Source organism: Luteimonas campi, from assembly GCF_051162505.1.
Classification (GTDB): domain Bacteria; phylum Pseudomonadota; class Gammaproteobacteria; order Xanthomonadales; family Xanthomonadaceae; genus Luteimonas.
Genome location: NZ_JBNWEM010000001.1, coordinates 643909 through 662264, shown reverse-complemented (window position 1 = coordinate 662264; position 18356 = coordinate 643909). Strand labels below are relative to the sequence as shown.

Sequence of the window (18356 nt, the reverse complement as noted above, 5' to 3'; positions counted from 1 at the left end):
CCGTGGATATCGGCTCGACCAGCCTTCGGCTGTCGAACGTCGCTTCGCGGGGATGACCCAGGCACCTGCATCGAGCCTGCGCTAACCCGCCCGGTAGGCGAACTCGCTCAGCCCGAGGTCTGCCAGCACGGTCTCCAGATGGCGGTATGCCTCCGGCGTCGGCCCGGGGTAGTCGCCGGCGATGGCCACGTTGCCCAGGTAGCCGATGTCTTCCATGCCGTCCGGCGTGCAGAAATAGGCGGCCAGGACCAGGTTGCGCAGCCGGGAAAAGGCCCCGGCGATGCGCTGGAACCGCCGCGGGGTCTGGTCGTTGTGGTAGGCGATGTCGTCGATGATTGCCAGCTGCTGCGCCGCGGCCAGCGCCGTGAATGGCTGCGAGTAGCGCAGAGCGGCTTCATCGTCGAGCCAGACGAGGGCGGACAGCACGGTCAGCCGGTCCTGCTGCTGGTCGGGGTAGGGCGCGCTCACCCATTCGTCGACCACCGTCGGCACCTGCACCGCGGACGCCGACGGCGACTTGCCTTCCGCCGGCACGATGATGTCCGACAGCACGGCCAGCAGCGACAGCTGGGCAGGCGTCAGCGTCAGCGGCCAGGGCGTTTCCGGCGGCGTCATCAGGTTCGGATCCTTGCCGTAGCCCTTGGCCGTCACGGGCTGCAGGTCGAGCTCCGGCCAGTGGCCATCGTCCGCGACGCCGCCAGCGACTTCCCCCGTGGGCATCGAGCTGCAGGCGGACAGCGCAGGCAGCATGGCGCTTGCCGCCAATGCGGCCAGTAGCTTCAGCGAGTCGCGCCGGCTCAGCTTGTTCGTGTAGGCAGGGGCGGCGTCGTCGCCGTGGGCAGTCGTACCCTGGTCCTGCGGTGGTTCCCGCATCACAGTGCTCCCGTCTCGAGTTGCGAGGCCAGCCAGGCGCTGTTGCGCATCGACAGCGTCATGATGGTCAGGGTGCAGTTCTTGTGCGGGTTGGAGGCGAACACGCCGCCGTCCATCACGAACAGGTTCGGGCAGTCCCAGGTCTGGCCCCACTGATTGGTCACCGAGTCCTCGGGCGAGCTACCCATCCGGGTGGTGCCCACCTCATGGATGATCTCGCCGCCCTTCTTGATCGCGTCTTCCGCGGCAGGCAGTTCGCCGACTGTCGCCCCCATGGTTTCCAGGATGGCCTTGGCGGTTTTCAGGCCGTGCTCAACCTGTTTGAGTTCGTGCTGCGACCACTTCCAGTGGAAACGCGGCACCGGGATGCCCCATTTGTCCGTGACCTGCGGGTCGATGTCCATGTAGCAATCCGCATTCGGCAGCATCTCGCCGCGTATCGCGAAATGGACGTAGGCGCCGTAATGCGCGCGCACCTGCTGCTTCAGCGCGGGACCATAGCCCTGCAGGTCGCCGCTGACGTAGGCGCCCGGCTCGCCGAAGCGGCCGCCCAGTTCGAAGTGGTAGCCGCGCGGGAAATCCAGTTCGCCGTTGGCCTGGGCCTGGTGTCCCCACCAGGGAATGAACAGGTGGTTGGCGGTGTGGCCGTCCTCGTTGTAGCGGGGGCGGTCCATCAGGGCCGGGACCAGCGCCGACAGGCCCGCGCCGGTGGAGTCCATCAGGTTGCGGCCGACCTGGCCGCTGGAGTTGGCCAGTCCGTCCGGATGGCGGGCGCTTTTAGAATTGAGCAGGATGCGCGCGGTCTCGCAGGCGCTGGCGGCCAGCACCACCACCTTCGCGTCCATCTGCCGCTCGGTGCCGGTCTTCTTGTCGACGTAGCTCACGCCCGTGACCTTGCCGTCCGCATCGGTGGTCACGGTCTTGACCATGGCGTCGGTGACGATCCGCAGGTGGCCGGTGGCCTGCGCCATTGGCAGCAGCGAGGTGGTGGTCTGGAACGCGGCGCCGATCGAGCAGCCGTAACCGCAGGGCGTGGCATAGAAGCAGGGGGCGCGCTGATCCAGCGCCCGGGTCAGTACCGCCCGGTGCATCGGCACTGCGTCGATGCCGTGCTTCTTCGCCGCGGCCGCGATCAGCAGTTCCGGGATGCGCGGTACGGGCGGCGGCTGCAGGACGCCGTCCGACGAGGGCGGCATGTCGTCCAGGCCGGTATTGGTGCCGCACACGCCCACCAGCGCTTCGGTCTTGTCGTACCAGGGGGCGATGTCGTCGTAGTCGAAAGGCCAGTCGGCGCCCAGGCCGTCCCTGCTCTTGCCCTTGAAGTCGTGTTCGCTGAAACGCAGCGAATAGCGGCCCCAGTGGTTGGTGCGTCCGCCCAGCATGCGCGCACGCCACCACAGGAACTCGGTGCCTTCGGCGGTGGTATAGGGTTCGTCCGGCACCTGCCAGCCGCCGCCCACGGTGGAATCGTAGAAGCCGAACTCCTTGTCCGGCGTGTACGCGCCCATCAGCGGTGCATCGGCGTTGGGCCGGAACATCGGCGTTTCCGTGACCGGGTCGTAGTGGCGACCGGCCTCCAGCATGAGCACCTTGTGGCCCTGGCGGGTCAACTCGTACGCCGCCATGGCGCCGCCGGCGCCGGAGCCGACCACCAGTACGTCGTGGGCGAAATCGTTCATCGCTTCAGTTCTTTGATCTTGAGGTTCTTGAACCACACCACGTCGCCGTGATCCTGCAGGCCGATATGGCCGCTGCTGTTGGCGGCGAACCCCGGCCAGTCGGCAAACTTGCTGGCGGCCACCAGCCGCTGCCACTCCGCGCTGTGGATCTTCACCGATGCGGTCTGCACGCCGTTCTGCCAGATGGTCAACTGGCCCTGGTCGAGCAGGATGCGCACCCGGTTCCACTCGCCGGCGATCCTGTGCGAAGCGGGGGGCGAGGCGATCATGTCGTACAGCGAGCCGGACAGGTGGGTATCGAGCTTGTTGTCGGGATGGCGCTCGTTGTCCAGGATCTGGATTTCCGGCGCGTGCGAGTAGATGTGTTCACCGGTTTCGTCCGCGAGTATCAGGATGCCGCTGTTGCCGACTTCGGAGATTTTCCAGTCCAGCCTGAGGTCGAAATCCCGGTACGTGGCCTTGGTCAGGATGTCGCCGCCGCCTGCGCCGGTGAGCTTGATGGCGCCATCCTCGACGACCCACTTCTCGCTCAGCCCCTGCTGCTTGAAGTTGCGCCACTGCGACAGGTCCTTGCCATCGAACAGCAGCTGCCAGCCGTCGGCCTGCTCGCGGGCGCTCAGCTGGTTGTCGGGGACGAGGTGCTCGCGGAGGTAGGCCGCGCCCGCCTGGACGACGGCCGCGGCGTCGCGTGGAAGGTCGTGCTCGATGATGTACCACTGCACGCCCGCGTCCGCGGCGGCGGGCAGGATCGCGTTCCAGTCGAGCACGCCCTTGCCCAGGGCGGTGAAGCCCTGTTCGTCGCTGGCCTGGCCCTCCGGCGCGTTGTCCTTGGCGTGGACCGCGTACACGCGCCCCGGGAACCTGCCGAGGAAAGCCGCCGGATCGTGGCCGGCACGCGCCACCCAGGCCAGGTCGAGTTCGACGGCGAGCGCCGGGCCGGCGGCTTCGAACAGCAGCTCGAGCCCCGTCTTGCCGTCGAACTCGACCAGCTCGAACTCGTGGTTGTGGTACCCCAGCCGCATGCCCATCGGCTGCAGGCGTGCGGCCAGGGCGCCGAGTTCGCGGCCCAGCGCGCGCCAGCCTTCGGCGTCGCGCGGCCGCTGGTCTTCCTGCAGCCAGGGCACCACCAGCATGGTGTTGCCGATGGCGCGGTGGGACGCCGCCATCCCGTCCAGGTCGCCGCGCAGCTCGGACAGCGACACATGGGCGGCGATCGGATTGATCCCGTACTTGTCCAGCAGCCGCTTCAGTTCCCCGGCCGGCACGTTCTGCGTGCCGACCGTCTCTACCGCGCGGACGCCGGCGTCGTGGACGATCTTCAGCTGGTCTTCGAGCGAGCCGGCGTTGCGCAGCGTGTACATCTGCACGGCGATGGGCCTGGCGACGGCATCGCCCGGTTGCGCCCAGGCGGGCAGGATGGCGCAGAGCGCGAGTGCGGCGGCCGCGATCCTGCGCAGGGGTCGGATCGTCATGGTGTCCTCCGGGAATCGGGGTGACGGCGGATGGAATCCACCTCGCGCACGTCGCGCTGCAGGCGGGCGGAGCAGGCGCGGCCGGGAACCGATCCCGGCGCGCCAGGGAAACTCAGGCGATCGGCGTCCATGCGCGCGACCTGGCCGACGCGATGACGCGATCGACGATCAGCGCCGATCGCAGGCCATCCTCGAAGGTCGGCAGGCCTTCGGGGCGTTCGCCTGCGATGGCCTGGTAGGTATCGGCGACGAAGGCCTCGAAGCAGTTGGCGTAACCCTGCGCATGGCCGGCAGGCAGCACCGACAGCCGGCGCTGCTCGGCGCTGCCGGCGCCCGGGCCGCGCACGAACACCTGCTCGCGCTGGTCCGGATAGCCCATCCACAGCCGCTCGCAGTCCTCCTGGTCGAAGGCGACGCTGGAGTTCGCCCCGTCGATCTCGAACCACAGGCGGTTGCGGCGCCCGGCCGACACCTGGCTGACGGTGACCGTCGCCAGCGTGCCGCCGGTGGTCTTGAACATCGCTGCGGCCACATCCTCGCTGGACACCGCCTGGGTCTCGCCGCCGGTCGCGGGCGTGGTGAAGCTCTTGGCGGTGGCCACGCCGCGCTCGGCGATCACCGTCTCGAACGCCGCGCTGACTTCGGCGAAACGCTCGCCGCCCACCCATTCGACCAGATCGCACCAGTGCGAGCCGATGTCCGCGAAGACCCGCGAGTCGCCGCCCAGCGCCGGATCCACGCGCCAGTTGTTGCTGGCCGGATCCAGCAGCCAGTCCTGCAGATAGCTGCCGTGGATCAGCCGCAGCGGACCCAGTTCGCCCTGGGCGACGCGCGCCCGCGCTTCGCGCACCACCGGGTGGTAGCGGTAGACGAAGGGCACCGTGGCCACCAGGCCAGTGGACGCGGCGAGCGCGGCCAGTGCGCGGGCGTCCTCCAGGGTGGTCGCCAGCGGCTTTTCGCAGACCACGTGCTTGCCCGCGTCCAGCGCCGCCTGCGCCATCGCGCGGTGCAGGTGGTTGGGCGTGCACACGTGCACGACCTGCACCTGCGGATCGGCGATGACGTCCTCGATCCCGCCGTAGCCCCGGGCCACGCCCCATGCCTGCGCCACCTCCTGCGCACGCGCAGGCGAGGACGCGGCCACGCCGCGGACCGTGGCGCCGGCCAGCACCGCGGCCCGGCGATGCACCGCCCCGATCATCCCGGTGCCGACGATGGCGACTCCAAGCGTGCTCATGCTGCCGCCCTCAGTGCGCAGACGAAGCGGCGGGCATGGGCGCCCGCCCTTCGCGGAACAGGAACAGGAAGGCCACCAGCACCACGAACGCGACCCCGGCCGGGAACAGCCAGATCCGCTCCCAATCCGGGCCGGCCTCGGTGGTGTAGTACTCCACCACCGCGCCCGACAGGAAGGTGCCGATCAGCATGCCCACGCCATAGGTGGCCAGGGTGATGAAGCCCTGGGCGCTGCTGCGGAATTTCTGGCCGGCGTGCGCGTCGGTGTAGATCTGGCCGGTGACGAAGAAGAAGTCGTAGCAGATGCCGTGCAGCACGATGCCGATCACCAGCAGGGCGAAGCCCGCGTCCGCATCGCCGAAGGCAAACATCACGTAGCGCAGCACCCACGCGCCCATGCCCACCGCCAGCATCACCTTCACCCCCAGGCGCACGAACAGGAACGGCATGGCCAGCATCAGCAGCACTTCCGACACCTGGCCCAGCGACTGCAACCCGGCCGCGCCACGCACGCCCACGTCGTTGAGGAAGGGGTTGGTGAAGTTGTAATAGAACGACAGCGGGATGCAGATCGCGATCGAGGCCAGGAAGAACACCAGGTAGGCGCGCGAGCGCAGCAGGTGCAGCGCCGCGTCCAGCCCGAGGATCTCGCCCAGCTTCGCATCGCGTTCGCCCGCCAGCGGCGGGGTGTGCGGCAGGGTCAGCGCGTACAGGCCCAGCACCGCCGAGGCGATGGCGGCCATGCGGAAGGTCAGTTCCAGGCGCTGGGTCTGCTCCCAGCCCAGCCAGCCGATCAGCACGCCGGCCACGATCCAGCCGATGCTGCCGGCCACGCGCACGGGCGGGAACTGCTTCTCCGGCGTCTGCATGTGCCGCATCGCGATGCTGGTGGCCAGCGCCAGGGTCGGCATGAACAGCAGCATGTAGGCGAAGACGAAGCCGGAGAAGGCGTTGAAGCTGGTGGCCGTCGACGCCCCCCACATCAGCGCCGCGCCGGCCAGATGCAGCAGGGCCAGGATGCGCTGCGCGGCGAAGTAACGGTCGGCGATCAGCCCGACCAGGAACGGCGCGACGATGGCACCGACCGACTGGCTGAGGAAGGCGGTCGCCACCTGGCTGGCGCTGGCCTGCAGCGGCCCGTTGACCAGGTAGGTGCCCAGGGTCACGAACCACGCGCCCCAGATGAAGAACTGCAAGAACATCATCACGCCAAGGCGCGACATCGTGGACGTCATCACTTCCCCTCCAAGGTCCGTGTCTTGATCAGGCGGTACGGATTCAAAGCCCCAGCATGCCGCGCAGCGCCTGTGGATCGGCGCCGCCATCGGCAAAGTCGTCGAACGCGCGTTCGGTCACGCGGATCAGGTGCTCGCGGATGAAGGCCGCGCCTTCGCGGGCGCCGTCCTCCGGGTGCTTCAGGCAGCACTCCCACTCCACGACCGCCCATCCCGGGAAGTCGTACTGGGCGAGCTTCGAGAAGATCGCCTTGAAATCGACCTGGCCGTCGCCGAGCGAGCGGAACCGCCCGGGGCGGTCGATCCAGTCCTGGTAGCCGCCGTAGACGCCGCTGCGCGCGTCGGCGCGGTACTCGGCATCCTTGGCGTGGAACATGCCGATGCGCGCGTGGTAGCGGTCGATGAAACCCAGGTAATCCATCTGCTGCAGCAGCAGGTGGCTGGGGTCGTAGAGGATCTTGGCGCGCGGGTGGTGGTCGACCGCGTCGAGGAAGCGCTCGAAGGTCGCGCCATCGTGCAGGTCTTCGCCCGGGTGGATCTCGTAGCACAGGTCTACGCCGCAGTCGTCGAAGGCATCGAGGATCGGGCGCCAGCGGCGGCCGAGTTCGGCGAAGGCCTCGTCGACCAGGCCGGGCGGGCGCTGCGGCCAGGGATAGAGATAGGGCCAGGCCAGCGCGCCGGAGAAGGTGGCGTGCGCCTTGAGGCCCAGACGCCGGCTGGCCTGCGCCGCCAGTTTCAGCTGCTCCACCGCCCAGGCCTGGCGCGCGGCGGGGTTGCCGCGCCGGTCTTCCGGGGCGAAGCCGTCGAATAGGGCGTCGTAGGCCGGGTGCACGGCGACCAACTGGCCCTGCAGGTGGGTGGACAGTTCGGTGACCTGGATGCCGTGCCCGGCCAGCATGCCGGCCAGGTCGTCGCAATAGGCCTGGCTTTCCGCAGCCCGGGTGAGATCGAAGATGTGCGGCGCGCTGGTGGGCACCTGCACGCCCCGATAGCCGAGTCCGGCAGCCCAGGCGGCCAGCGTGTCGAGGCGGTCGAACGGCGCCTGGTCGCCAATGAACTGGGCCAGGAACAGCGCCGGGCCCTGGAGTGTCCGCATGCCGAACCACCTGATGCAATCGATTGCATCCGATCCTAGCATGCGATGATCGGGGCACGCGTTGTGCACTGCATCGCGCGCATCGGGGAGTTGGACATGGCCACCATCTACGACATCGCCAGGCACGTCGGCGTCTCCGCAGGCACCGTCTCCCGGGCGCTGTCGCGGCCCGAGAAGGTCCTGCCGGACACGCGCAGGCGCATCGAGCAGGCCGCCGCCCAGCTGGGCTATGTCCCCAATGCGGTGGCCCGGACGCTCAAGACCCAGCGCAGCGGCAAGATCCTGATCACGGTGCCGGACATCGGCAACCCGTTCTTCGCCCAGATCCTCAAGGGGGCGGAGGAAGCCGCCCAGGCGTCCGGTTACGCGGTCCTGCTTGGTGACACCCAGCACCAGTCGGAGCGGGAGGAGCGCTACGCGCAGATGCTGCCGCGCAACCAGGCCGACGGCATGATCGTCCTCGGACATCGCCTTCCGCCGACGGCGCGCGAGCTGGTCAGCCAGCTTGGCGCTGCTGCGCCGGTGGTCAACGGATGCGAGTTCGACCCGGCTCTGGGCATCCCCAGCGTCCATATCGACAACGCCGCTGCCGCGCGCGCGGCCATGGAGCATCTGTATGGGCTGGGCCACCAGCGGATCGCGGTGGTCGGCGGGCCTCCCGACAACCCCCTGCATCAGCAGCGCCTGGAAGGGGCCAGGGCCGCGGCCAGGGAGCAGGGCTGCCTGGAGTGGCTGACCCCGGTGCCGGGCGACTTCTCGGTGGAGTCCGGCCATGCCGCCGCGCTGCAGTTGCTGCGCCAGGCCTCCGCGCCTACCGCCGCATTCTGTTTCAGCGACCAGATGGCGCTGGGCGTGCTGGCCGCGTGCAGGGACCTGGGCGTCCGCGTGCCGGAGGACTTCTCGGTGGTCGGCTTCGACGACCTGGCGTCCTCCCGTTATCTGAGCCCGCCGCTGACGACCATCAGCCAGCCCATGCGCGAACTCGGCGTTCGCGCGGTCGGGCTCCTGCTCGCCATCATCCAGGGCGGGGACGCGCCGCATCAGCAGACCCTGGATTTCAGCCTGATGCTGCGGAGCTCAACCGCGCCGCCGCAGCGGGGGCGCCTCTGACGGAGCGGGACGGCGCCCGAGCGAGTCTCGCCACCATGACTGCGGTGGCGGAAAGCCGCGGCGCGGGTGGATGGGACGGCATGCCCCGGCCGCCCGTGGAAAACATCGATGCACCCGTCGACCCCGCAGAAGCGGAACGGGCGCGGCTCACCCGGCTAAAATGGCCGTTTCCCCGCAAGCCGCCGAGCCAGCCGTGACCCTCGCTTCTACCCGGACGATCAAGCAGGACGATCTGATCCAGTCGATCGCCGACGCCCTCCAGTACATCAGCTACTACCACCCGGTCGACTACATCCGGAACCTCGCCGCCGCCTACGAGCGCGAGGAATCCCCGGCGGCCAAGGACGCGATGGCGCAGATCCTGATCAACTCGCGCATGTGCGCCGAGGGCCACCGCCCGATCTGCCAGGACACCGGCATCGTCACCGTGTTCCTGGAAGTGGGCATGGACGTGCGCTGGGAGGGCTTCACCGGCTCGCTGGAAGACGCGGTCAACGAGGGCGTGCGCCGAGCCTACAACCACCCGGACAACAAGCTGCGCGCCTCGGTGCTGGCCGATCCGGCCGGCAAGCGCCAGAACACCCGCGACAACACCCCGGCCGTGGTCAACATGAAGATCGTCGCCGGCGACAAGGTGGATGTGATCGTGGCCGCCAAGGGCGGCGGCTCGGAGGCAAAGAGCAAGTTCGCCATGCTCAACCCGTCCGATTCCATCGTCGACTGGGTGCTGAAGACCGTGCCGACCATGGGCGCGGGCTGGTGCCCGCCGGGCATGCTCGGCATCGGCATCGGCGGTACCGCCGAGAAGGCGATGCTGCTGGCCAAGGAATCGCTGATGGAGCCGATCGACATCCAGGACCTGATCGCGCGCGGCCCGTCCAACCGCGCCGAGGAACTGCGCCTGGAGCTCTACGAAAAGGTCAACGCGCTGGGCATCGGCGCGCAGGGCCTGGGCGGCCTGACCACGGTGCTGGACATCAAGGTCAAGGACTATCCGACCCACGCAGCCAACCTGCCGGTGGCGATGATCCCCAACTGCGCCGCCACCCGCCACGCACACTTCACCCTCGATGGCAGCGGACCGGTCGCACTCGACCCGCCCTCGCTGGAGGACTGGCCGAAGCTGACCTACAACCCGCAGAACGCGCGCCGGGTGGACCTCGACACCATCACCCCGGAGGAGGTCCAGACCTTCAAGCCGGGCGAGGTGCTGCTGCTCAACGGCAAAATGCTCACCGGCCGCGATGCCGCGCACAAGCGCATGGTCGACATGCTCAACAAGGGCGAAGCGCTGCCGGTCGATCTCAAGGGCCGCTTCATCTACTACGTCGGCCCGGTCGATCCGGTGGCGGGCGAGGTGGTGGGCCCAGCCGGCCCGACCACGGCCACGCGCATGGACAAGTTCACCGAGCAGGTGCTGGCGCAGACCGGCCTGCTGGGCATGATCGGCAAGGCCGAGCGTGGCCCGGTGGCGCTGGAGGCGATCCGCAAGCACAAGTCGGTGTACCTGATGGCGGTCGGCGGCTCGGCCTATCTGGTGTCCAAGGCGATCCGCGCCTCCAAGGTCGTCGGCTTCGCCGACCTCGGCATGGAGGCGATCTACGAGTTCGAGGTCAAGGACATGCCGGTGACCGTGGCGGTCGATTCGACCGGCGAATCGGTGCACCAGACGGGGCCGAAGCAATGGCAGGCCCGGATCGGCAAGATCCCGGTGGTCGAGATCGCCTGATGCCCTGCGAAGCCGGCCACGTGCCGGCTTCGCGCCGTTGACGACTGCCACGCCGGACGTGTGGCGGTCGCCGTGGCGCGCCATACTCGGCTTCCGCCCGCAGGACCTCCCGCATGAGCGTCATCCTCTACGGTTCAAGGAGCACGGCATCGCTGGTGGTGCACTGGCTGCTGATCGAGCTGGGCGTCGAACACGAACTGCGCATGCTCGATTTCGAGCGCGGCGAACACAAGTCGCCCGACTACCTGGCGCTCAATCCGCAGGGGCGGGTGCCGACCCTGCTGGTCGACGGCCAGGTCCTGACCGAGTCGGTGGCGATCGCGATGCACCTGGCCGACCTGCATCCGCAGGCCGGACTGGCGCCCGCGCCCGGCACGCCGGAGCGGGCGGCCTACTATCGCTGGATGCTGTTCTGCGCCTACACGCTGATGCCGGCCTACCGGAACTGGTTCTATCCGCAGGAGCCTGCGGGGGAAGACCAGATCGCCCAGGTGCAGGCGCGCGCGCTGGCCGCGATCGAGGCTGCCTGGCAGCAGGTGGAAGACCATCTGGCCGTCTCCGGGCCCTACCTGCTGGGCGGCCACCGCAGCGCGGGCGACTTCGTGCTGACCATGCTGATGCGCTGGTCGCGCAACCTGCCACGGCCCGCCGACAGCTGGCCGGCCCTGGCGACGCATGCGAAGCGGATGAAGGCGTTGCCCTCGTTCGCCGAGGTCTACCGGCGCGAAGGGCTGGACGACTGGACCTGAGCCGCCACGTGCCGCGACACCGCCGGCGCGCCGGCGAGGTCTAGACCTGCGATCGCAGCGGCCGCACCAGCTTTTCGGCCAGCTTCTGCCGCAGCGGCCGGCGTTTCCAGGTTTCGAGGTCGTACTGGCGCGCCTGCTCCAGGTCGCGTTCGAACGCTTCGGTCATGCGCGCGGCGAAGGCGTAGTCGTAGACGTTGAGGCTGGCCTCGTCGTTGAGACGGAACGAGCGGATGTCGAAGTTGGTCGAGCCGACCGACACCATCTCGCCATCCACCACCAGCAGCTTGACGTGGATCATCGTGGGCCGGTATTCGTGGATCTCCACGCCCCCGGCCAGCAGCTCGCCCCACGAGGCCTTGGAGGCGTAGCGCACGGTTTCCGAATCGATGTGTTCGCCCGGCAGCAGCACGCGCACGCGCACGCCGCGCCTGCGCGCCGCCAGCAGGGCCTGCGCGATCAGCGGGTCGGGCACGAAATAGGCGGCGCACAGGTCGATGCTCGTGCAGGCTGCGGCCACCGCCGTCAGGTACATCATGTGCATGCTCTCGCTGCCGCCGGCGGGCGAGGCGATGAACAGGTGCGCATCCATGTCGCCCACGGGCGCGAGCTCGGGGAAATACGCTTCGCCATTGAGCAGTTCGCCGGTGGTCTTGATCCAGTTGTCGTTGAAAGCCGCCTGCATCTGCGCCACCACCGGGCCCTCGACACGGAAGTGGGTTTCGCGCCAGTGGTCGGGATCCTGGGCGTGCCCGGTCCACTGGTCGGCGATGCCGACGCCGCCGGTGAAGCCGATGCGCCCGTCCACCACCAGCAGCTTGCGGTGGGTGCGGTTGTTCAGGCGCCCGATGTTGTACCAGCGCAGCGGGCGGTAGCGTTCGAGGCGGACCCCGCCTTCCTGCATCAGCTCCAGCAGGTCGTCCTCCATTTTCAGGCTGCCGGCCCAGTCCACCACCAGGTGCACGCGCACGCCCGCCTTGGCCCGCTCGCACAGCGCATCGGCCACCTCCCGCCCGATCTCGCCCGACCAGTAGATGTAGGTTTCCATGGTGATGGTGTGGCGCGCGGCGCGGATGGCCTCGAGCATCGCGGGGAAGATCTCGTCGCCGTTGTGGAAGGCCTGCACGCGGTTGCCGGGCAGGATCGCCGGCCCGAGCAGTACCGACATCTCGCGCTTGAACTGCGGGTCGGCGACGTCGTGCCGATGCTCGACCTTCTTCTCGACTTTTTTCTCCGGCGTGGCGAAGTTCATCGCCAGCGCGGCCACCACGATGGTGGCCAGGATCGTCAGCGCAATGGTCCAGCCCATGGTCCGGCTCCCGCGGTCGTGTCCCGTGTCCTGAGGTGCGCGATCAGTCGATGCGTGGCGCGAACCATTCCTGCAAGGAGATTCCAAGGCCCACGTAGGTCGCCTTGTGGTTGTAGTCGATCATGCTTTCGCCGTACCCGTGGAAGACCTGCAGGCGGCCACGCATCGGCAGCGATTCGTGGAGGGGAAAACCCCAGTCGAACTGCAGCGCGCCGCGGGACCGGTCGCCGCCCCGCAGCGAGTGCCGCGCCATCAGCGAGAACTCGTTGCGTCCGCGCAGGTAGGTCAGCGTGGCGTCGCCACGGCCGATGTAGTCTTCCATGCCCGGGTTGTCGTCGTCGTCGCCGTCGCTGACGCGGATCCAGGGCCGCAGCATCAGCGCCCAGTTGTCGCGGTCCAGACCGATGTTGAACATGATCCGGTTCCAGCTGCGCGAGAGCGGGTCGCCGCGGCCGTTGGACTGGTGGTTGATGCCGATCGCGGCCATGCGCCCGTTCCAACCGCCGAGGCTGTAACCGTTGCGGAACACTAGCAGTACTTCCGGTTCGTAGTTGGTCTCGCGGAACGGGCGCGACTGCTCGGCGTTGAAGACCTGCCAGCGCGAGCTCTGGGTGTAGCCCATCCAGATGTCGCCGTTGTCGCCGAACAGGTTCTCCACGGCCTTGGTCTTGAAACTGAGCTGGAACTTGGTTTCCAGCGCGTCCAGGCCCTGCGGGCTGGTGACCGTGTTCTCCGGGTTGGGCGAGCTCGGCATGTCGTTGACGTCGGACGTCCAGAACACCGGCATCAGGTAGACCGGCTTGTACACGCGGAAGTTGAAGAGGCCGAGCTTGGAGTCGCGCGCCAGCTCCCAGCGACTGTCGAGCAGCGAACCGCGCCCGGCATTGGCCAGCGCCGACTCGGGCGGGTCCTCGTGCGCGAACAGGCCCGCTCCACGCCGTTCGCCGGATTCCTCCGTCGCGTCGAGCGCCGCGCGCGCGCGTTCCGCGGCCAGGTCGGCCTGGGCCGGATCGGCGGCGCCCCGGCCGGCCAGCGCGTCGTAACAGGACAGGCGCGCGGCGTCGACCTCCAGTGCGGCGCAGGCCTCCAGGGTGCTGGGCGTCTGGGCCATGGCCGGCGCTGCGGTGGCGGCAAGCACGGCCAGTAAGGCGGATCGGAGGGGGTGGTGGGTCATGGACTGGCCGGAGGAGGTTCGAGGAGGTTGGTGTCGGCGGCTGCGGCCTGCTGTGCCTTGGCCAGCTGGCGGTCGATGTCGCGATTGACCGAGGTGTCGGCATCGGCGCCGTTGACCGGTTCGGCCTCGGGCGAAGGCACACCTTCGTCGACGGCCTGGCGCGTGGTGAGGATGTGGTAGGTGGTGCGGGGCGGTTCGATCCCGGCTTCGGCATAGGCGGCCTTGACCCGCCGGATCGCCTCGCTGCGGACCTTGCCCAGGTCGCTGCTGCGCTGGTCGACCCAGCCGAAGAACCGCAGCACGATCCCGCCCGGGCCGTACTCGTGCACGGTCCAGGACGGGCCCGGATCCTGCAGCATGCCTTCGATCCCGCAGATCTGCTCGAGCGCCAGCGACTGCGCGGTGCGGATCGACTGGGCCAGGTCGATGGGGATGGTGAAATCGAAGCGGCGGTTGGGATTGCGCGAGTAGTTGAGGATGATCGCCTTGAACACCAGCGCATTGGGCAGGCGCAGTTCGTTGCCCTCCAGCGTCATCAGCACCGTGGTGCGCGAGTGCAGGGCCACCACCTTGCCCTCGTTGCCGTCGATCACCACGTGGTCGCCCGGAGAAAACGGCTGGCGCAGGCTCAGCAGGATTCCGGCTACATAGTTCTCGGCGATGTCCTTGAACGCGAAGCCGAGCACCAGTCCGACCACGCCGGCCGAACCCAGCACCGCCGTGACCAGGGCGGTGGCGTTGAGCAGGTTGAGGGCCACCACCACGCCGAACAGCACGATGACGGTACGCACGACGTTGCGGATCAACCCATTCATGTAGGGGTTGTCGGTACGCAGTCGCAGCAGGTGCAGGCGCCGCGACACGAACCCCGCCAGCCAGGCCGAGAACACGATGATCAGCAGGGCCACCGCCAGGAGCGGCAGCCAGGCGACGACATCGGCAAAGCCCAGCGACAACTTGTCGAACGCGAAGTCGAAGCGGCCGCGCAGATCGGTTTCGGGGGGCGGGAGCGGCTGCGCCTCCGCCGGAGCGGGTGCTGCCGCATCGGGCGTGGCCGGAGCTGCCTCCGCCGGGCCGCTCGCAGGCGCCTGGCTGGCGCCGGTCTGCATCGCGGTGACCACCGGCGCCGCGTTCAGGCCCGCCAGCAGCATGAGGGAGAGCAGCAGGGGGGCGAACGTGCGCCGGGCGCGCGACGGCGATGCAGGCATGCGGACGGGGGTTCGGAAAAACCGCAGTCTAGCGGCGGGACGGCAAGACGGCGTCAATCCGTCCACCACGCCAGGGCGAAGATGCCGACCATCGCGAAGGCCAGGGTGAGCTTGAGCACGATGCCCACGAAGATGCCGAACCAGGTGCCGACGCCGACCTTGGTCGCCCGGCCAAGGTCCTGCTGGGCAATGCCGCGGCGGGCGACCAGTTCGCCCAGCACCGCGCCGACGAAGGGGCCGGCGAAGACCCCGACCAGGCCGAAGAACAGGCCCACCAGCGTGCCCACCAGGGCCCCGATCGCGGCCAGGCGACTGGCGCCGACACGCCGGGCGCCGGCCGCCGAGGCCAGGAAATCCACTCCGATCGAAACCAGGGTGAGGATGGCGAGGACCAGGATCGTCCAGCCGCCGATCTGCTGGAAGTCGCCTGCCCAGGCCGCGAGCAGCATGCCCGCGAAGACCAGCGGCAGGCCGGGGATGGCCGGGAGCACCGTGCCGGCGATGCCCACCAGTACCAGCAGGACGGCCAGCGCGTAATAGATCGATTGGGTGTCCATGGATGCTCCGGCTGTGCGGCGGTCGCCGCCCGGGCATTCTGGCAAAAAAGCGGGCCCGGGCCGTGCCAGCGGGCTGAAACGATCACGGCACCCAAAAGGGTGCCGTGATCGCCTGCATCGAAGATGTTCGGGACCGGTATCGAGGATCAGTACAGCCAGGCGCGACCGTTCTGGACGCGGACATAGGAGCCTTCGCGGATGCCGTCGAGGTCCGCCTGGTGGACCGAGGTGGTGCGGCCGTCGTCCATGCGTACGTGCACGGTATAGCCGCCGCGGTTGCCCTCGACGCGGTTCTGGATCGCGTTGCCCGCGACCGCGCCGCCCGCGGCACCCGCGGCGATGGCCACGTTGCGGCGACCGTCGCTGTCGGTATTCCTGCGCGCGAGTTCCTTGGCGGCAACGGCGCCGACGATCCCGCCCAGGACCGGGCCGGCCACATTGGTGCCGCCATCGCGCGCGGCTGTCTGGATCGACACCACCGTGCCGCAGTCGTAGCAGCGGCCCGAAGGCGGTGCCGGCGAGGTCGAGCCGTAGCCGGGCCCGTAACCGGGCGAGGTGCTGGCGCAGCCGGCCAAGGCGAGGGTGGCGATCGTGGCGATACAGGTCATGCGCATGCGGATGTTCATTGAAGGCTCCTCAGCTTCGGGGGACTTGGCCGCCACGGCGTTGCGGCACGGTCCGGATACTGGAAGCGGGGCAGTGAACACCACGGCAATGCGCGCCCGCACGCATGCGGACGGCGGTGTCGATGCAGTTGCCGTTCAGCCGCCTGGCGCGGCGTGGCTCAACGGTAGTCCTGGTGGCAGGCCTTGCAGGCCTCGCCGACCGTCGCCGCGGCCTGCTGCACGCCCTCGCAGCCGACTGCAGGCGCGGCCAGGGCCGCATCCAGCGCGCCGCGGAACTGGGCCGCATGCTGCACGAAGCGCTGGTCGTCGCGCAGTCCGGGGAAGGCGCGTTCGAAATCGTTGCCCAGGCTGCGCAGCGACTGCAGGTGCGGCAGCGTGTCGGTGGGGCTGCAGCGGTTGGCGCTGACGTTGTCGCGCAGCTGCGCGGCCTGAGCCGACAGCACATGCATCAGCGCGTCGGGATAGTGGTCGCGCCAGGTCTTGCGCGACTCCAGCGCGCGCAGCAGCATCACCACCGCCACGATCCCGATCACCAGCCCGAGCAGGAAAATGAAGAGGTAGCGCGAAGCGGCGGAGGGCGGCTTGCGTTCCAGCCGGGATTCGGGAGGCGTTGCGGACATGGCATCGGGCGTGGCGTGGCGTCGCCGGCGACGATACCACGGGGCCGCCCCGTTAGACTTGCGGCTATGGACGAGATGGTGTGGAACGAGCGGTTTGCCGGCATCGACCGGCTGTACGGGCGCGGCGCGGTGCAGCGCCTGCGTGGCAAGCGCGTGGCGGTCGTCGGCTTGGGCGGTGTCGGCTCATGGGTGGCCGAAGCGCTGGCGCGCAGTGCAGTCGGACACCTGGCCCTGATCGATGCCGACGATCTGTGCCTGTCCAACACCAATCGCCAGCTGCCCGCGCTCGAAGGCAGCTACGGGCGCAACAAGGCCTATGCGATGGCCGAGCGCTGCCGGGCGATCAGCCCGGCGATCTCGCTGGACGTGGTGCCGATGTTCGTCACTCCCGGCAATCTCGGCGAACTGCTCGACCGGCGTTTCGACCTGGTGATCGATGCCTGCGACAGCTTCCGCAGCAAGGTCGAGCTGATCGCCTGGTGCCGCCGCCGCAAGCTGCCCGTGGTGACCGTGGGCGCGGCCGGCGGACGCACCGACCCCACCCAGGTGCGGGTGCGCGACCTGTCGCGCACCGAACACGACGCGATGCTGGCGCTGATCCGCAAGAAGCTGCGCGCCGAGTTCAATTTCCCGAAGAACCGCGACCGTTATTTCGGAGTGCCGGCGATCTATTCGCTGGAGAACGTGAAGTATCCGCAGCCCGACGGGAGCGTCTGCGGCCTGCGTCCGGCCGCCGGACCCGATGCCGCGCTCAAGCTCGACTGCGGCGTCGGCCTGGGGGCCGCCACCCATATCACCGGTGCCTTCGCCTTCGCAGCGACAGGCAAGGCGCTGGAAATCCTGCTCAAGCCGGCGAAGGCCTGAGCCCGGGGCGCGACGACGTTACAGCGAGGGCAGGGCGAACAGCCGGCGCGCGTTGGCGGTGGTGGCGGCGGCGATCTCGGCCGGGTCGGCCTCGCGCAGATGTGCGATCGTCTCCAGCACCGTCACCAGCCTGGCCGGTTCATTGCGGTCGCCGCGATGGTCCGCATCGGGCTGGTCGGGCGCGTCGGTTTCCAGCAGCAGGAATTCCAGCGGCATCGAGGCCGCCAGCCGGCGCAGCCGGCGCGCCCGCTCGTAAGTGACCGGGCCGCCGAAGCCCAGCAGGAACCCCAGCTTCCACAGCTGGTGCGCCTGCTCCTCGCTGCCGGAAAAGCTGTGCACCACACCGCGCAGCTTGTTGCCGTCGCCGTCACCGCCGACCCGTCGCAAGGCGGCGATCACCGCATCCACCGCGCGCCGCGCATGCACGATGACGGGCAGGTCGAACTCCCGGGCCAGGCGCAACTGGCCCTCGAACCAGTGCAGTTGCGCCTCCCGGTCCAGGCCCTCCAGGAAGTAGTCCAGCCCGCACTCGCCCACGGCGACCGGACGTTCGCGCTCCAGCCAGTCGCGCAGACGCTCGAGGTCGGCGCTGCGGTGGCGCTCGAGGAACACCGGGTGCAGGCCGTAGGCCGGATACAGGCCGGCCGCGGACCTGCAGACCTCGCGCAGGCCAGGCCAGGCATCGGCATGGGTGGCCGGCACGACCTGCTGGCACACGCCGGCGGCACGCGCCGCATCGACCACGGCCGCGCGGTCGCCATCGAACTCGCCGGCGTCGAGGTGGCAGTGGCTGTCGACCAGCAGCATGGCGCGGCCTGGATT

General features: G+C 69.1%; 16 protein-coding genes and 2 pseudogenes. 4 read left to right on the top strand and 14 right to left on the bottom strand.

Annotation, left to right across the window (positions count from 1 at the left end; all coding sequences use genetic code 11):
• Positions 1-81 precede the first annotated feature (81 nt).
• From ACQYVW_RS03000 to ACQYVW_RS02970, 7 genes and pseudogenes are all read right to left on the bottom strand, one after another.
• Positions 82-873 carry a gluconate 2-dehydrogenase subunit 3 family protein gene (locus ACQYVW_RS03000; protein WP_434945994.1) on the bottom strand — a complete coding sequence of 264 codons (792 nt, stop codon included), beginning with the start codon at positions 871-873 and terminating at the stop codon, positions 82-84.
• On the bottom strand, positions 873-2552 hold the full coding sequence (locus tag ACQYVW_RS02995) for a GMC family oxidoreductase (protein ID WP_434945993.1): 1680 nt from the start codon (positions 2550-2552) through the stop codon (positions 873-875). The genes ACQYVW_RS03000 and ACQYVW_RS02995 overlap by 1 nt, the downstream gene beginning before the upstream one ends.
• Positions 2549-3136 (bottom strand): annotated as a pseudogene (locus ACQYVW_RS02990) (3-keto-disaccharide hydrolase); the annotation flags it as partial. The gene ACQYVW_RS02995 and the pseudogene ACQYVW_RS02990, both read right to left, overlap by 4 nt.
• A gap of 21 nt (positions 3137-3157) precedes the next feature.
• A pseudogene (locus ACQYVW_RS02985) lies at positions 3158-4018 on the bottom strand (sugar phosphate isomerase/epimerase family protein); the annotation flags it as partial.
• Positions 4019-4136: 118 nt separating this feature from the next.
• Positions 4137-5261, bottom strand: coding sequence for a Gfo/Idh/MocA family protein (locus ACQYVW_RS02980; protein ID WP_434945992.1), 1125 nt, complete (start codon positions 5259-5261; stop codon positions 4137-4139).
• Between the two features lie 10 nt (positions 5262-5271).
• Positions 5272-6495 (bottom strand): MFS transporter, encoded by a 1224-nt coding sequence (locus tag ACQYVW_RS02975; RefSeq protein WP_434945991.1) that lies wholly within the window; start codon positions 6493-6495, stop codon positions 5272-5274.
• A gap of 43 nt (positions 6496-6538) precedes the next feature.
• Complete coding sequence (locus ACQYVW_RS02970) at positions 6539-7591, bottom strand: sugar phosphate isomerase/epimerase family protein (protein ID WP_434945990.1); 1053 nt, start codon at positions 7589-7591, stop codon at positions 6539-6541.
• A gap of 96 nt (positions 7592-7687) precedes the next feature.
• Here ACQYVW_RS02970 and ACQYVW_RS02965 point away from each other — a divergent pair, with 96 nt between their 5' ends.
• From ACQYVW_RS02965 to ACQYVW_RS02955, 3 genes are all read left to right on the top strand, one after another.
• Positions 7688-8701 (top strand): LacI family DNA-binding transcriptional regulator, encoded by a 1014-nt coding sequence (locus tag ACQYVW_RS02965; RefSeq protein WP_434945989.1) that lies wholly within the window; start codon positions 7688-7690, stop codon positions 8699-8701.
• A 193-nt stretch (positions 8702-8894) separates the two neighbouring features.
• Positions 8895-10430, top strand: coding sequence for a fumarate hydratase (locus tag ACQYVW_RS02960; RefSeq protein WP_434945988.1), 1536 nt, complete (start codon positions 8895-8897; stop codon positions 10428-10430).
• Between the two features lie 113 nt (positions 10431-10543).
• Positions 10544-11179, top strand: a complete 636-nt coding sequence (locus ACQYVW_RS02955; RefSeq protein ID WP_434945987.1) for a glutathione S-transferase family protein — start codon at positions 10544-10546, stop codon at positions 11177-11179.
• A gap of 40 nt (positions 11180-11219) precedes the next feature.
• Here ACQYVW_RS02955 and ACQYVW_RS02950 read toward each other — a convergent pair whose 3' ends face one another.
• From ACQYVW_RS02950 to ACQYVW_RS02925, 6 genes are all read right to left on the bottom strand, one after another.
• Positions 11220-12485 (bottom strand): phospholipase D-like domain-containing protein, encoded by a 1266-nt coding sequence (locus tag ACQYVW_RS02950; RefSeq protein WP_434945986.1) that lies wholly within the window; start codon positions 12483-12485, stop codon positions 11220-11222.
• Positions 12486-12528: 43 nt separating this feature from the next.
• Positions 12529-13659, bottom strand: coding sequence for a phospholipase A (locus ACQYVW_RS02945; RefSeq protein WP_434945985.1), 1131 nt, complete (start codon positions 13657-13659; stop codon positions 12529-12531).
• Positions 13656-14867, bottom strand: coding sequence for a mechanosensitive ion channel family protein (locus ACQYVW_RS02940; RefSeq protein WP_434945984.1), 1212 nt, complete (start codon positions 14865-14867; stop codon positions 13656-13658). The genes ACQYVW_RS02945 and ACQYVW_RS02940 overlap by 4 nt, the downstream gene beginning before the upstream one ends.
• 53 nt (positions 14868-14920) lie before the next feature.
• Positions 14921-15424, bottom strand: coding sequence for a DUF456 domain-containing protein (locus ACQYVW_RS02935; protein WP_434945983.1), 504 nt, complete (start codon positions 15422-15424; stop codon positions 14921-14923).
• A gap of 146 nt (positions 15425-15570) precedes the next feature.
• Positions 15571-16044, bottom strand: a complete 474-nt coding sequence (locus ACQYVW_RS02930) for a glycine zipper 2TM domain-containing protein (protein ID WP_434933919.1) — start codon at positions 16042-16044, stop codon at positions 15571-15573.
• 164 nt (positions 16045-16208) lie between these two features.
• Entirely contained in the window at positions 16209-16670 is a 462-nt protein-coding gene (locus tag ACQYVW_RS02925; protein WP_434945982.1) for a hypothetical protein, read from the bottom strand.
• A gap of 75 nt (positions 16671-16745) precedes the next feature.
• On the opposite strand from ACQYVW_RS02925, the gene ACQYVW_RS02920 reads away from it, so the two are divergent.
• Positions 16746-17534 carry a tRNA threonylcarbamoyladenosine dehydratase gene (locus ACQYVW_RS02920; protein WP_434946252.1) on the top strand — a complete coding sequence of 263 codons (789 nt, stop codon included), beginning with the start codon at positions 16746-16748 and terminating at the stop codon, positions 17532-17534.
• 18 nt (positions 17535-17552) lie between these two features.
• On the opposite strand, the gene ACQYVW_RS02915 is transcribed toward ACQYVW_RS02920, so the two are convergent.
• Complete coding sequence (locus tag ACQYVW_RS02915) at positions 17553-18341, bottom strand: TatD family hydrolase (RefSeq protein WP_434945981.1); 789 nt, start codon at positions 18339-18341, stop codon at positions 17553-17555.
• Between the last annotated feature and the right edge of the window lie 15 nt (positions 18342-18356).

Coding starts and splice junctions, on each gene's coding strand:
- ACQYVW_RS02925 (WP_434945982.1), bottom strand. CDS start 16,670: ATGTCCGCAACGCCTCCCGAATCCCGGCTGGAACGCAAGCCGCCCTCC.
- ACQYVW_RS02940 (WP_434945984.1), bottom strand. CDS start 14,867: ATGCCTGCATCGCCGTCGCGCGCCCGGCGCACGTTCGCCCCCCTGCTG.
- ACQYVW_RS02950 (WP_434945986.1), bottom strand. CDS start 12,485: ATGGGCTGGACCATTGCGCTGACGATCCTGGCCACCATCGTGGTGGCC.
- ACQYVW_RS02965 (WP_434945989.1), top strand. CDS start 7,688: ATGGCCACCATCTACGACATCGCCAGGCACGTCGGCGTCTCCGCAGGC.
- ACQYVW_RS03000 (WP_434945994.1), bottom strand. CDS start 873: ATGCGGGAACCACCGCAGGACCAGGGTACGACTGCCCACGGCGACGAC.
- ACQYVW_RS02935 (WP_434945983.1), bottom strand. CDS start 15,424: ATGGACACCCAATCGATCTATTACGCGCTGGCCGTCCTGCTGGTACTG.
- ACQYVW_RS02915 (WP_434945981.1), bottom strand. CDS start 18,341: ATGCTGCTGGTCGACAGCCACTGCCACCTCGACGCCGGCGAGTTCGAT.
- ACQYVW_RS02975 (WP_434945991.1), bottom strand. CDS start 6,495: ATGACGTCCACGATGTCGCGCCTTGGCGTGATGATGTTCTTGCAGTTC.
- ACQYVW_RS02945 (WP_434945985.1), bottom strand. CDS start 13,659: ATGACCCACCACCCCCTCCGATCCGCCTTACTGGCCGTGCTTGCCGCC.
- ACQYVW_RS02920 (WP_434946252.1), top strand. CDS start 16,746: ATGGTGTGGAACGAGCGGTTTGCCGGCATCGACCGGCTGTACGGGCGC.
- ACQYVW_RS02955 (WP_434945987.1), top strand. CDS start 10,544: ATGAGCGTCATCCTCTACGGTTCAAGGAGCACGGCATCGCTGGTGGTG.
- ACQYVW_RS02995 (WP_434945993.1), bottom strand. CDS start 2,552: ATGAACGATTTCGCCCACGACGTACTGGTGGTCGGCTCCGGCGCCGGC.
- ACQYVW_RS02980 (WP_434945992.1), bottom strand. CDS start 5,261: ATGAGCACGCTTGGAGTCGCCATCGTCGGCACCGGGATGATCGGGGCG.
- ACQYVW_RS02970 (WP_434945990.1), bottom strand. CDS start 7,591: ATGCGGACACTCCAGGGCCCGGCGCTGTTCCTGGCCCAGTTCATTGGC.